The sequence below is a fragment of the Streptomyces lusitanus genome (assembly GCF_042647945.1).
GTDB classification, from domain to species: Bacteria; Actinomycetota; Actinomycetes; order Streptomycetales; family Streptomycetaceae; genus Streptomyces; species Streptomyces pseudogriseolus.
Genome location: NZ_JBHRWL010000027.1, coordinates 68,469 through 80,562 on the forward strand (window position 1 = coordinate 68,469; position 12,094 = coordinate 80,562).

General features: G+C 67.5%; 15 protein-coding genes and 2 pseudogenes. 8 read left to right on the forward strand and 9 right to left on the reverse strand.

Going from position 1 to position 12,094, the window contains the following annotated elements; all coding sequences use genetic code 11:
- Positions 1-21: 21 nt before the first annotated feature.
- Complete coding sequence (locus ACFOSY_RS29875) at positions 22-330, forward strand: winged helix-turn-helix transcriptional regulator (RefSeq protein WP_394313039.1); 309 nt, start codon at positions 22-24, stop codon at positions 328-330.
- 328 nt (positions 331-658) lie between these two features.
- Here the strand turns inward: ACFOSY_RS29875 and ACFOSY_RS29880 are convergent, their stop codons facing one another.
- Positions 659-1,717: a CHAT domain-containing protein gene (locus ACFOSY_RS29880; RefSeq protein ID WP_394312858.1), complete on the reverse strand. Its 1,059-nt coding sequence runs from the start codon at positions 1,715-1,717 to the stop codon at positions 659-661.
- A 97-nt stretch (positions 1,718-1,814) separates the two neighbouring features.
- Between ACFOSY_RS29880 and ACFOSY_RS29885 the strand changes: the two are divergent.
- From ACFOSY_RS29885 to ACFOSY_RS29895, 3 genes and pseudogenes are all read left to right on the forward strand, one after another.
- Positions 1,815-2,996, forward strand: a pseudogene (locus ACFOSY_RS29885) (IS3 family transposase).
- A 110-nt stretch (positions 2,997-3,106) separates the two neighbouring features.
- Positions 3,107-3,361 carry a hypothetical protein gene (locus ACFOSY_RS29890; protein ID WP_394312861.1) on the forward strand — a complete coding sequence of 85 codons (255 nt, stop codon included), beginning with the start codon at positions 3,107-3,109 and terminating at the stop codon, positions 3,359-3,361.
- A gap of 446 nt (positions 3,362-3,807) precedes the next feature.
- Positions 3,808-3,996: a hypothetical protein gene (locus tag ACFOSY_RS29895; protein WP_233226803.1), complete on the forward strand. Its 189-nt coding sequence runs from the start codon at positions 3,808-3,810 to the stop codon at positions 3,994-3,996.
- Between the two features lie 191 nt (positions 3,997-4,187).
- Here the strand turns inward: ACFOSY_RS29895 and ACFOSY_RS29900 are convergent, their stop codons facing one another.
- From ACFOSY_RS29900 to ACFOSY_RS29920, 5 genes are all read right to left on the reverse strand, one after another.
- A complete protein-coding gene (locus ACFOSY_RS29900) occupies positions 4,188-4,997 on the reverse strand; it encodes an aminoglycoside phosphotransferase (protein WP_394313041.1) in 810 nt (269 codons plus the stop codon).
- Between the two features lie 85 nt (positions 4,998-5,082).
- The gene (locus ACFOSY_RS29905) at positions 5,083-5,295 is read right to left on the reverse strand and encodes a hypothetical protein (RefSeq protein ID WP_386934675.1); all 213 of its coding nucleotides are present in this window, start codon (positions 5,293-5,295) and stop codon (positions 5,083-5,085) included.
- The gene (locus tag ACFOSY_RS29910; protein WP_394312865.1) at positions 5,292-6,410 is read right to left on the reverse strand and encodes a radical SAM protein; all 1,119 of its coding nucleotides are present in this window, start codon (positions 6,408-6,410) and stop codon (positions 5,292-5,294) included. Before ACFOSY_RS29910 ends, ACFOSY_RS29905 begins: the two co-directional genes overlap by 4 nt.
- Before the next feature lie 142 nt (positions 6,411-6,552).
- On the reverse strand, positions 6,553-6,771 hold the full coding sequence (locus tag ACFOSY_RS29915; RefSeq protein WP_394312867.1) for a hypothetical protein: 219 nt from the start codon (positions 6,769-6,771) through the stop codon (positions 6,553-6,555).
- Positions 6,772-6,859: 88 nt separating this feature from the next.
- The gene (locus tag ACFOSY_RS29920) at positions 6,860-7,090 is read right to left on the reverse strand and encodes a DUF6415 family natural product biosynthesis protein (RefSeq protein WP_269959246.1); all 231 of its coding nucleotides are present in this window, start codon (positions 7,088-7,090) and stop codon (positions 6,860-6,862) included.
- Positions 7,091-7,313: 223 nt separating this feature from the next.
- Here ACFOSY_RS29920 and ACFOSY_RS29925 point away from each other — a divergent pair, with 223 nt between their 5' ends.
- The gene (locus tag ACFOSY_RS29925) at positions 7,314-7,757 is read left to right on the forward strand and encodes an ATP-binding protein (RefSeq protein WP_237490577.1); all 444 of its coding nucleotides are present in this window, start codon (positions 7,314-7,316) and stop codon (positions 7,755-7,757) included.
- Here ACFOSY_RS29925 and ACFOSY_RS29930 read toward each other — a convergent pair.
- Both ACFOSY_RS29930 and ACFOSY_RS29935 read right to left on the reverse strand, forming a co-directional pair.
- Positions 7,735-8,451 (reverse strand): 2'-5' RNA ligase family protein, encoded by a 717-nt coding sequence (locus ACFOSY_RS29930; RefSeq protein ID WP_337657381.1) that lies wholly within the window; start codon positions 8,449-8,451, stop codon positions 7,735-7,737. The two genes, ACFOSY_RS29925 and ACFOSY_RS29930, sit on opposite strands and share 23 nt — an antisense overlap.
- 19 nt (positions 8,452-8,470) lie before the next feature.
- Positions 8,471-9,793: a hypothetical protein gene (locus ACFOSY_RS29935; protein WP_394312874.1), complete on the reverse strand. Its 1,323-nt coding sequence runs from the start codon at positions 9,791-9,793 to the stop codon at positions 8,471-8,473.
- A 183-nt stretch (positions 9,794-9,976) separates the two neighbouring features.
- Between ACFOSY_RS29935 and ACFOSY_RS29940 the strand changes: the two genes are divergently transcribed.
- The 3 genes and pseudogenes from ACFOSY_RS29940 to ACFOSY_RS29950 all read left to right on the forward strand — a co-directional run.
- Positions 9,977-10,858, forward strand: a complete 882-nt coding sequence (locus tag ACFOSY_RS29940) for a helix-turn-helix domain-containing protein (RefSeq protein ID WP_394312876.1) — start codon at positions 9,977-9,979, stop codon at positions 10,856-10,858.
- Positions 10,855-11,085 (forward strand): DUF397 domain-containing protein, encoded by a 231-nt coding sequence (locus ACFOSY_RS29945; RefSeq protein ID WP_257101872.1) that lies wholly within the window; start codon positions 10,855-10,857, stop codon positions 11,083-11,085. Before ACFOSY_RS29940 ends, ACFOSY_RS29945 begins: the two co-directional genes overlap by 4 nt.
- Before the next feature lie 54 nt (positions 11,086-11,139).
- Positions 11,140-11,331, forward strand: a pseudogene (locus ACFOSY_RS29950) (flavoprotein); the annotation flags it as partial.
- Positions 11,332-11,499: 168 nt separating this feature from the next.
- Here the strand turns inward: ACFOSY_RS29950 and ACFOSY_RS29955 are convergent.
- On the reverse strand, positions 11,500-11,988 hold the full coding sequence (locus ACFOSY_RS29955; RefSeq protein WP_269959244.1) for a hypothetical protein: 489 nt from the start codon (positions 11,986-11,988) through the stop codon (positions 11,500-11,502).
- Between the last annotated feature and the right edge of the window lie 106 nt (positions 11,989-12,094).

Consider the following 12,094-nt stretch of genomic DNA (forward strand, 5'->3'; position numbering starts at 1 on the left):
TCGACGACCGGCCGTCCGATCATGGCCGCGATGGACCTCTTCGGCCGTCGGTGGGCGCTGCGCATCCTCTGGGAGCTGCGTACGGGACCGCTCGGCGCCCGCGCCCTGCTGGCCCGGTGCGAGGGACTGTCCTCCAGCGTCCTCTACCAGCGGCTCCGCGAACTCACGACCAACGGGATCATCGCCCCCTCGGCCGACGGCTACGAGCTCACGCCCCTGGGGGCAGCACTCCGCGACGCCCTTCAACCGCTCGACGCCTGGGCGATCACCTGGGCGGAGGCGCAGGAGCAGGCGCGGGAGCACGACGATCAGGGTTCCGCGGAGGCGTAGGGGGAGCCGGTGCCAAGAGAAGGGCGGGGCCCGAAGGCCCCGCCCAGAAGTCGCCGAAACCTCAGCTCACGGCCACACCAGGCAGTACGCCTGATGCCCCGCGTCATGCAGCCGGTGCGAGAAGTCCTGCCATTCGTGCAGCGATTGGGAGCGGCGAGGTGTTGACCTGGGGTTTCCAGGCTATATGTGCGCTGAGCAGCGAAAACTACTCACGGTAGTTCTCGCTGGTCTGCGTCATTTCCCAGGCTCATGTGCCCTGGATGTGCCCTCGCACGGGTAGTCCACCAGCCGCAGCTGTAACGCCGCCCACCTCAAGGGGCACTGTCGGTCACCGTGGTGGCTTGACCAGGAAGGTGGTACTGGGATCGACGTCAGAGGCACACGCGAGGGTCGGCAGTTCGTGGTCCGGCAAACCAGCGAGTTCCACGGCCGCTCGGCCCAGGCTATGCGCTGCCCGGACCGACTGGCCGTCGGCGACAGCGGCGTAGAACCGAGCGGCGTACGTGATCGCGTCGCCGTCGCCGATCTCGTCAGCCATACCGATGGCGAAGGGCACAGCTTCGACCAAGTTCTTGATCTGGGCGGCGGAGTGGCAGGAGTTCAACAGAACCAGTAGCGGGGGGTCGTCGGTGGCCTTGATGGCGCTTGCGAAGGCGCGATCTGTAACGATCGCGCCCTCGTGAGGCTCGTCGAGGTCTTGCTCGAAGACGATCAGATCGGTGTCACTGTGGCCGGAGAAGTGCACCACGTGGGGGCGGAACCTGGTGAGGCCGTCGAGTAGATGCTCTGTCGTAGCGGCGGGGTGGACGTCCAACTCGACGAGGTCGCGGTGCAGGGCTCTTTCGACCGCTGTCCGGATACGCGCCTGCTCGCGACTTACCCGCAAGTCGCCTTCCGATGCGGCACCCAGCATCAGAACGCGCAGCTTTTCCGGCTTCGGCTCCCGCATTTGCCGCAGCACGATGCCGACCTGTTCTTCGGTCGTGGCCAGGCGGCCCTGGATCTTCTTACGTTCTGCCGTGGCCCGGCGCTCGGCCTCCTTCTGCTCACGCTGATGCGCCCGCTCGGCTGCTTTCTGCTCGGCCTGCTCTGCCTTCGCCAGCTTGACCTGCAGGTCTGCTGCTTCCTTTCCGTACTTCGCGGCCTTGGCGCTCCAGGAGGCAGCGTCACGAGCCGCAGTGTTCGCCTGGTCCTCGTACCTGTCCGCCTCCCGGAGCTTGCTCCGCACCGTGCCAGCGTTCTTCGACTTCGCGGCAGAGGCGCGAGCTTTCGCAGCGGCGGCGCGCTTGTCGGCCTCCTTACGGCGATACTCGCCGGCCTTCTTCTCCGCGTCAGTGCGTGCCTTGTTCTTGCGTTCCAGCTGACTGCGGTAGTAGCTCGCATTCATGCCCGTAGCCTCCCGAGGTACTCGTACCACGGGACTGCTGCACGATCGGGTGACACCTGACCTGGCTTGCTGAGAAGCAGCCTGGAAGGATGTTGCAGTGCCCAAGCCGTATCCGAAGGAGTTCCGCGAGGACGTCGTGCGGGTCGCGCGCAACCGCGAGCCCGGCGTCACGCTGGAACAGATCGCCGCCGACTTCGGCGTCCACCCGATCACGCTGTCGAAGTGGCTGCGCCGCGCCGAGACCGACGATGGCGCCACGTCCCCAACGCCGTCGGGTGAGTCCGCCGAGCTGCGTGAGGCCCGTAAGCGGATCCGGTTGTTGGAGCAGGAGAACGAGGTGCTCAGGAGGGCTGCGGCATATCTGTCGCAGGCGAACCTGCCGGCAAAATGATGTACCCGCTCGTCCGCGAGCTGGCCGCCGCCGATGCCCCTCACCGGGTGCCGGTGGCGGTGACGTGCCGGGTGCTCGGGCTGGCCCGCCAGCCTTACTACCGGTGGCTGGCCTCTCCGGTCACCGATGCCGAGCTGACCGAGGCATACCGGGCAGGCGCCCTGTTCGACGCTCACCGCGACGATCCCGAGTTCGGTCACCGCTTCCTCCTCGACGAGGCCCGCGCGGCCGGTGAGGCGATGGCCGAGCGGACCGCCTGGCGGATCTGCCGCGACAACCGCTGGTGGAGCGTCTTCGGTAAGCGCAGGGGCCGCGGCAAGAACGCCAAGGCCGGACCGCCGGTCCACGACGACCGGGTGCGCCGCAACTTCACCGCCGACGGGCCGAACCGGCTGTGGCTCACGGACATCACCGAGCACGCGACCGGTGAGGGCAAGCTGTATCTGTGCGCGGTCAAGGACGTGTACTCCGGCCGCATCGTGGGCTATTCCATCGACGCCCGGATGAAGTCCCGCCTCGCAGTGGCCGCGCTGGAGTCCGCCGTCGCTCGCCGCGGCCCGGCTGCGGGTTGCATCGTGCATTCCGACCGCGGCTCGCAATTCCGGTCCCGGAAGGTCGCTGCCGTACTCACCCGGCACGGCCTGGTCGGCTCGATGGGCCGGGTCGGGGCCGCCGGCGACAACGCCGCTATGGAGAGCTTCTTCGCCCCTGCTGCAGAAGAACGTCCTCGACCGCCGTACCTGGGCCACTCGCCAGGAGTTGCGGATCGCGATCGTCACCTGGATCGAGCGGACCTACCACCGGCGCCGGCGCCAGAAGCGCCTGGGCCGATTGACCCCCGTCGAGTACGAGACCATCATGACCCCACTCGCAGCCCTGGCTGCATAAACCCCGCTGTCACCCGATCATGCAGCAGTCCCCTCGGTCCGAACCGTAGGAGGGTTCGGATCGAGGCTGCCTATGCCCGATCCGGCCCATGACAGGGAAGGTAAGGATCGGTGGACGGCACCGTCATCGTCATCATTCTCGCCGTCGCTGGCGTGGCCTCTGTGCTGCTCTTCGCGATCAAGGGCATCTCTGATCAACTCCCCGACCTCTTCGAGTCTTTCCGCCGTGCGCGCGACGCGTGGAGGCGCCTCAAGGAGGAGCAGGGCGAGGTGACTAAGCCCGACGACACCAAGGAGCCCCCGTCCTCGGCGGCCGTCCCGGCGGGCGACGAGGAGCCGTCCGTCGCCGCGTGCGAGTCGCCGTAACCCCGTCGGGTCAACCCAACTGAGACGGGGCTTATGCCATTTCGGAGTTGTCCAAGCACGGCCGTCGTCTCTGCCCTAATATCAAGGTGGCGTGCGAGGTAGCTGCGAACTCCATGCGCGCCGGTTGAAGGGCCTATGTGTTGCCCGGGCTTGCGCAGTGCGCAGGATTCCAACGGGCGCGGCTGGGGTTTGCCTAACGGGTTAGTGAACGTGCGGCAGATCCAATCGATGCCGGTCGCATAGACACTGGGGGTGCCTGCAACCACCATGACGAGGAATACCTAAGGTCGGGCTCCACACCCGGCCACTGAGACACCCGACGTTGCGTCGAGCGTGGGGCTTCTCAGTTCGAGCCACTCAACCAGTGGCCGAGCTGACGAATGCCCTGCGCATGAGCCACGGCTCGGTCACCCGAATGGAAGGTACCGAGACCGTTGGACGGGGCCATGACGCTCTCCATCCTCGCCATTTTCGGCGTTATGTCGATCCTCCTCTACGCCCTAAAGGGCTTCATTGATCAGCTGCCCGAATTCTTCGCGTCCATCCGGCGCGCCTGGGAGGCGTGGCAGGAGCTGAAACGGGCCCGGAGGGAAGCAGCCCAGCGGGAGGGATCGCAGTCCCACCCGTCCGCGTAGGCCCGCCCCGGGGCACGGAATCCATGATCACCGCTTTGACTGCGGCCCGGCCAGTCCTGACACCGACAATCAGGCTAGGAGCGAGTAGAGGACCCACCTGGCTCCCAAGACGTCATTGGCGCTCCGGACGGGAGATGGCGTCGCTGGCCTACTTCGGACCGCGGTCCAAGGTGCCGTACCAATTCCACGGGCTACCTGTTGCCGGGCAGGGCATGCAGGTGGGCATGGAAGGCGACCGCGTGAACCGCCATCGCAGCCTTCCAGGGCGCGGCATCGGCGTGGGCGATCTCCTGCCAGGCCGCAGCGTTGGCGGCGGCGAACGCCTCCTTGGCATCCGCTGGTGCGGTGCGCCAGGAGGGAAAGCGGAGGGCAAAGGCGTCCGCCTCAACGAGCGTGTGTCCGGCTTCGAGGAGCCGCAGGATGAGGATGGCGGGGTCGATCCAGGCTGCGCCACGTGTGGGCCAGGCCCAGTCGATGATGTGGGCGCGGTCGTCGACGAGGACGTTGTGCGGGGCGGGGTCGGTGTGCAGGAGGGTGTCACCGGCGAAAAGAGCAGCGGTTCCGGGTGGGGCGTATGCCGCCCAGCGCTGTTCGGCGGTCTTGGTGGGGACGTCCGTCGGAGCGGTGATTGCCTGTAGTTCTGCAAGGGCCCCGGCGACGTGGGGCAGGTCGGGGGAGCCCGGGCTGTAGTCGGCGTGCCGCCCCGGGAGGACCTCGTATCCGAGGAGGTCCCAGCCGGCCACCTCAATGTGCCAGTACAGGCGGGGGCAGGCACGGGGGAGGTGTGGGTTAATCGCGGCCTCTCGACGCTGGGCCGGGGCCTGTGGATGGTCGGTGGGGATGCCCTTGACGAAGACCGTGCCGTGATCGGTCTCGAGGAACGCGGCGATGCCCGAGTTCAGCCCTCCGTCGGCGGTGCGGGCGGCGTGGACGGGGCCCGCCTTGTCGGCGATGGCCTGGCATGCCTCCACGGGAAGGTCGTGGAAGTGGCGGCGGATCATGGACACGGCGCGGTTCCTCGGAGAAGACGATGGGCTGCCCCGGCCAGCGTACGGCCGGGGCAGCGCGCCGGAGCGGAGCCCCGGTCTAGTAGGGCTGGTCGTCGCCGGCCGAGCAGCTGCACCCGGCGGACTCGGCGACGTCGACGTCCAGGTCGCTGATGATCCGGAACGTGCCCTCAGGGACCGGGGGCGCGGAGATGGGCACGGGCAGGGTGCCGGTGGCCTCTGTGGGCGGGCGCAGGCCGATGGTGACCGGGACCGGTGCGGGCCGGGTCAGGGTGGCGCTGGTGGGAGTCATGCTCCGTAACCTCCGTGTTGGCAGTAGAGCGATCGGTTGTCCCCCGCCTCCTGGTGGAGCTTGGCCAGTGGTCGGCATGTCCTGCAGGTGCCGACCTTCGAGCAGCCGGAGCATCCACCGGTGCGGAGCTGGAGGGACTCGGCGATGCCGCCGAGTCGGGGGAGGGCGGTCAGACCCTCGGTCATGAGGTTCACGCTGGGGTCGCGGCCGATCTTGCAGACCGAGGCGATGCCGTGCGGGTCCACGTGGAAGAAGGTGTGGCCGGCGTTGCAGCCGGTGAAGACACGGCGGGCGCGGACGTACTTCTGGGCCTGTGAGGCGAGCGGCTTCGCCTCTCCGTCGATCGTCGGGGACATGTTCGTGAAGACCTGGTACGGGAAGCCCCAGCGGTCTTCCACCATGCGGACCATGTCGTCCACCTCGTGGGCGTTCTCCTCGGCGACGATGATGTTGATTCGCACGGGCAGGCCCGCCGCACGGGAGGCGTCCAGGCCGCGGCTGAAGCGGTCGAAGGCGCCGCGGTTGCGGGTGACGGCGTCGTAGGTCTCCCCAGTCGCCCCGTAAAGGCTCACCGTCAGGCGGTAGGGCCGCAGGCGGGCGAACAGCTCCTGCATCCTCACTTTGTGGAGCTGGCTGCCGTTCGTCGATACCTGGATCATCATCCCGAGCCCGGTGGCGTATTCGTACGCGGCGGCGAACTGCGGGTCGATCAGTGCCTCGCCGCCGGTGATCTGGAGCCACAGGACACCGGCGTCTCGCAGCATCGTGAGCAGGCGCGTCTTGTCGTCCCAGTCCAGGCCCTCGAACCGCTTCTCGCCGAGGTAGCAGAAGCCGCAGTCGTGGTCGCAGCCGAGGTTGATCTCCCAGGACGCCTTCGCGTACCCGTAGGCGGAGCGTTCGCGGACGATGAGGGTGTCTCGCAGTGGCCTGTTGGGCATGGGCATCTGCCATGCAGCCGTGGTCGCCTCGGTGAGCCAGGCCGGGGCCGACCGGTCCGCGGTGACCGCCGTGTGCAGTTCCTCGAAGCGGGACTCGGGGATGGCCACTCCTTTGGCGTGACCGGGCCGGAGGAGGAGGTACTGGCCCAGGAACGGACTCGCGATCAGTTGGTGCACGTTGCCTCCATGTCGTCTGGCAGGGGTGGGACGGGTCCGTGCAGAGGTGGAGTCGGGGGAACTCCTCGGACCCGCCCCGCTCACCGGCCACCTGTCCTTCGGCTGGCCGGCCGGTGAGGCTGGAGGGCCCCGACGCGGGGCTCTACGAGGCAGTGGCCAGATCGTTGATCAGCTCGTCGAGGCCGACGACGCGGAACGACTGGAGGCGGCGAACCAACTGCGAGGCGAGGAACGTCCCGAGGTTCGGATGGCCGTACGGCAAGGGCGTATCCGGCTGTGCGATGACCTTCACACCACTCTCGTCCCGGCCGTACAGAGTGCCGTGCACGCCGTACAGGGGTGCGCTCCTGGCCAGGAACACCGTCGGGTCGTCCTCCAGGTGCGGACAAAGCCTCGCGGCGGCACGGGTGTGCCTGCTGGGATGTACGTGAGGCGGAGAGGCGGGAAGGTCACGGCGCCTCCGTAAGGCACTGGTGGGCTACCAGGCGTTCGAGGAGTTCGTCGAGCGTCCACGCCATGCGCCGGAGGTGCCCGACGGCACGACGGTGGTCGGTGGGTACTTCCTCGGTCCCGATGGTGCGCCCGCGCTCGATGAGGTCGGCCACTTGCTCGTCCTGCTCGGTCACCTTGGAGTTCACGGTGATGCGGAGCCGGTGGGTATCTCGTACGGGGGCAAGCACGGCGATCTCCTCTACGCGAAGTCGGCGATCCGGACGCCCCTGGTGAGGGTCGGCCATCGACTTCGAGGCTCCCGTCGTAGCGGCGACGTTTCCACGCCGTCGATACGCCGCCTCCCCGCCGTCTGGACGGCGGAGAACCGTCGGTCGGACGGCGTGGAGACGCGCTGCGGACAAGCGGAACCTGTGGGACACGCCTGTTCGTACGACCGGAAGAGCGACCGCGATGCTGAACGACTCAAGCCCGGCAGTTCACAGTCCGCACACGTACTGGGTGGCCCTGGCCGGTCGGTGCGAGACCCTTGGTCCGGCCCGTGACCGGGTTCGTAGTGTGCTGGCCGGCGTCGTCCCCTGCGTGGATGACGCGGTGCTGGTCGTATCCGAGCTGGTGGGCAACGCCGTGCGGCATACGACTGCCGGCCCCGACTGTCTGACCATCGAGATTGACGGGGACCAAGTGATCGTCGCGGTCCACGACCCGGAGCCTGACGATGGTCGTGTGCACCTGCCGGAGGATGCTGCCGATCCGCTTGCCGAGTCCGGCCGTGGTCTGTGGCTGGTGCAGACGCTGGCACGGCGGTGGTACGTCGAGACCACCGCCGTCGGCAAGGCGGTCGTTGCCGTCCTGCCGCGTGAGAAAACGGCAGTCAGCCGAGCGGCAGGCTCTTGACGACGTCCCACCGGTAGGAACGGTCCTCGCGTCGAAGCTCCACCAGCTGCACCTCCCGGACGTGCAGTTCGACCGACGGAAGGCCCCGAAGCGCCGTGACGGCCTCAACGACCGGACCAGCGGGGCGTGGCCGGTTGTTGTAGGCCAGGCTCAGGTGCGGGCGGAACAGCGCGGTCGGCTTGCGGGGAGCCAGCCCCAGCGAAGCCATGGACTCGCTGAGGGCCAAGTGCAGAGCCAGGACAGGGCCCCAAGGGGCGACCGTCAGGCGTACGGCTCCCCGAGAACCCGCGAGCGGGACCGCCCGCAGGCGGAAGGCCGCCGGGAGTAGCGGGGCCGCCGCGCTGATGACGTCATCGAGACGGCTCAGCGGCAGCGCTGCGGCGGAACTGACGCGTGTGAGCGTGATGTGCAACCCGTCGTCGGGGACCGGATCTAGACCGAGCGGCGCGAGGTGCTGCTGGCAGCGAAGAGCGAGGTCGGCCAGCGCCGGGCTGTCGGGGAAGGTGAGCATCCAGTAGTACGCCCGGGTCTGTGCCGTCCAGCCGGGACGGTCCCAGTGATCGACCATGGTCTCCACGGCGTCGAAGGCGGCCTGGTCGTGCGCCGCGATCACCGCCGGGTCACTCAGGTCGGCCGGCGGGTGGGCAGGGAAGGCTGCGGGATCGGCGCTGAGCTGGATGTGCGGCCAAGGCACCCGGCGAACTCCTTCGTGATCACCCCGCCTCGGCAGGCGGGAGCTGACGGCCCCAGATGCGGAGCTGTTCGCCATACTCGCGTACCGCCGGCCGGGAGCGCCAAGGGGCTGCTCGCTCGTACAGGTCCCGAGAGCGCTGTCGCACCGAGCTGATCGGCAGCGGACTGGCCAGAGTGATCGCCTGTTGTCCGAGGGACATGGCGTGCTCCACGTCCGGTGCTCGCTGTTGAAGCATCGCGGTGGCCACGTCGAGGCGGACCAGCGAGCGGCTCCACGCGGAGTCGGACTTCTCGACCAGGTCGTCGAGGTTCTCGGCGTCCCGCAGCACGTGGCCGGTGTCCTGCAGAGCGACACGGGCGGTCAGCGCATTGGCCAGGGTGCGGGCCCGCCCATACGGCAAGAAGGAGATGCAGGAGGTAAGGCCGGGGGCAACGTCATGCCGGTCGGAGAGCTCCAGCGCCCGCCCGATGGCCCGCTCGGCCTGGTTCCGGTCACCGAGCTTGCCGAGCGCCCGGGCCCGGCCATTGACGAGCAGCCGGATGGCCTGCGGGTGGTTCGGCGCCCGGTCCACCGCGGCGGCGGCCCGCGCGTCGGCCTCGTCGTAACGGCCTGCGTAGTACGCCGCGAAGGACTGGGTGCCGCAGGCCCACATCTCGGTGTCCAGATCGCCGATTGTCCGGCTCAGTTCCAGCGCTTCGGCGCAGTACGCCTCAGCCAGGGGGAACGCGCCGGGGTTCACCGCCATGTAGCCGAGCAGCCCGCCGGCGCGTGCGGTGATTCGGAACAGTTCCCTGCGTGCGGATGGAGGTTGCTGACCCGCGAGCAGGGTGTGCCCCATGCTGCGCAGGCTCTTCGTCTGTCCCCACAGGCCGTCCGGCCCGTCCTTCTCGTACCGCTCGGTGATCACCTCGATCCGGGAGGCGAGAAAGGACAGAGTGGTCTGGTCGACGTTGCCGCAGGCCAGCTGGCGGGCTTGGGCGACGATCTCCGTCGGGTCGTCATCGTGGGCGGTCGGGCCGACCTGGGGAGAAGGCGGAACGTTCGCAGGTAGTGGCTCTGGGGCGGTCGGCGGATAAGCCGAGGCCGAAGCGAACAGGTCGCGGGCAGCCCTGCCCAGCAGCTCCTCCAGAACCCGGCACGTGTCGGGGCGGGGAAGCTGCTTCAGTTCCCCGCTCATCCACCGGTCGAACTGCCGCGATGAGACCGCGACCGAGGCCAGCCGAGGGTCACCCGCCTCCTCGGCCAGGTTCCGGGCCGCGCGGGCGAACTGCGCCTCAAACGCCGGGTAAGTCGTGAGGTGGCGCTCTTCGAGTAACTGCCGCAGCAGCGTGTTCCGGGGCATGGAAGACCTCCCAACACGTCGGCGGAACCAGGGGCTCCTCGGCGAACGGCACGCACGCCGGACCGTGCGGCGTACGGGATGTCCTACGCAAGAGTGCCGACGCAAAGGGCAACTAGACAATATGTCTGGTTAAGTTGGCCCGTTCGGGTTGTCCGTCAACGGGTGGATGGACAGACTGCCCTCATGGCACTGAAGAGGAAGCTGGTCCCTCAGTCGGTCTACCGACGCCAGCTCGCCGCACGGCTGCGCGAGTTACGGGAGGCGTCCGGTCTGACCCTCACCGAGGTGTCGGAGCAGATCGAAGTCAATCAGGGGTCTCTCAGCCGGATTGAGACCGGCGAGCGCGGCACCACCCCGGTTCTGGTTCGCGCTCTCCTCGACTGCTACGCCGTCACGGACACCGAGTTGCGTGACGACATCCTGGACTTGGTGCGTGCCGACAAGGAACAGCAGAAGCCCTGGTGGCGCAAGTACTCCACGGTTCTCACCCCGACCCGCTACGACGGTTACCTCGCCCTGGAGGCAGGTGCCGTCGCGCTGGCCAACTACCAGCCCTTGCTCGTTCCCGGCCTGCTTCAGACGGAGGACTACGCTCGTGCCGTCATCGCCCAGATGCGTCCTGATCTCGGTGCCGATCAGGTGGACGCTCTGGTCAAGGTACGCATGGAACGCCAGGAAAGCCGCTTGTCCGGTGAGCGCCCCGCCGAACTGCGTGCCGTCCTGGACGAAGGAGTCCTCCACCGCGTCATCGGCTCACCCGGCGTGATGCGCCAGCAGTTCGAGCGCCTTGCCCAGGTCGGCGAACAGCCGAACGTCACCATCCAGCTCCTCCCGTTCGCCCTCGGCGCCCATCCGGGCCTGTACGGCCCCTTCGTCATCCTCACCTTCCCCCAGCCCACAGCTCCGCTGGTCTGGCTGGAGAACCCCAACAACTCCGTGTATCTGGAATCCCAAAGCGACGTCCAAAACTACACGGACACTTTCGACCAGCTCAGGGCCTCCGCCCTCAGCCCGGCCGAGACCCTTACCCGCCTCATCCGCACTGCCGAGGAGCTCGAACCTTGAGCACGATTCCACCCCGCCGCCCCCGCGCCGAGGAACTGTACAACGCGCACTGGCGCAGGAGCTCCTACAGCGGAGGCGCCAACGACTGCGTCGAGATCGCCGACCTCGGTGCGTACGCGGCGGTACGGGATTCAAAGGACCTCGGTCGGTCACCCGTGATCCTCGGCCGTTCCGCCCTGGACAGTTTGCTGGGTCATTGCGACGACGGCGAAACTTGCGTCGGCTGAAGCCTTGTCCGAGCTGTACGCGCACCGTGTCAGCCGCCAACTGAGAGTATCCGCGTGAGTGACCAGCACGACAAGCCGTTCCTGCAGGTCGTGGTCTGCGCCGCCGGGGTCGCTGCCGTCGGCCGGCTGATCGCCGCAGTGCATGAACGGCACTGAGACGTCGGCGCCGTCGTTACCTTGTAAGGACTCGGCTTCCTGGACGCGGAGGCGACCGAGGCTCAGAACAGCCGTCCCAGCCGCGCGGCCTGACGATCATCGGGGATCAAAAGGTACATGCGCGATCCGGACCACTTATGCGTAGTACGTGACAGGCGAGGCCAGCCGCGGCCGCAGCGAAGCATGTCGGATGGGAATCTCCGAAACAGTCACACGGGTGAGCTGGGAGACCCACGTGGCCGCTTCCCCTGAAGTGGGCTAGGAGTAGAGGAAGTTCTGGCCGCTACCAGTTCTTCTCATGCCCATAGCTTCGAGAGATTTATCCTGTTCTTGGCGCTGATCGAAGGCGCGCAATCGGTCTACTGCTGTCGGCGGCAGAAAGGCCGAGGCATCCGTGATCAGCTCCCGGAGTGAAATGCCGACAAGAGAAGCGCCATCGTTGATAGCTGCCAGCGGGTACAGGTTTTCGCGAGCGTCGCTGAGGCGCTCTTCCGCCATGCCGACTGCGACGACCCCGCGGTGTAGAGGGTCAATCGATCTGGCGCGGACCGCGGTCGAGGCCATTCGCTGCCCATAAACGCTGAGAACGGATGCGCTTCGTTCATTCAGGTCGTCGATCGCCTTCTGTCTGACAGGCGCGGAACTCTGCATGTACGACTGGATCACGACATCGATAGCAGCGTCCAGATCGTGTGGAATGGCGTAGCGCAGGTAACCGTCAAAGCGCTTGTCTTTGAGGATTGACACGTTTACAGGTGGTTGTTCTGCTTCCTTGCTACCCCTTCGGCGGGACAAGATAGTCTCCCTTCCATTTGTACCCAGATTGGAGGAGCTGCTGGATCTCGCGGGCGAA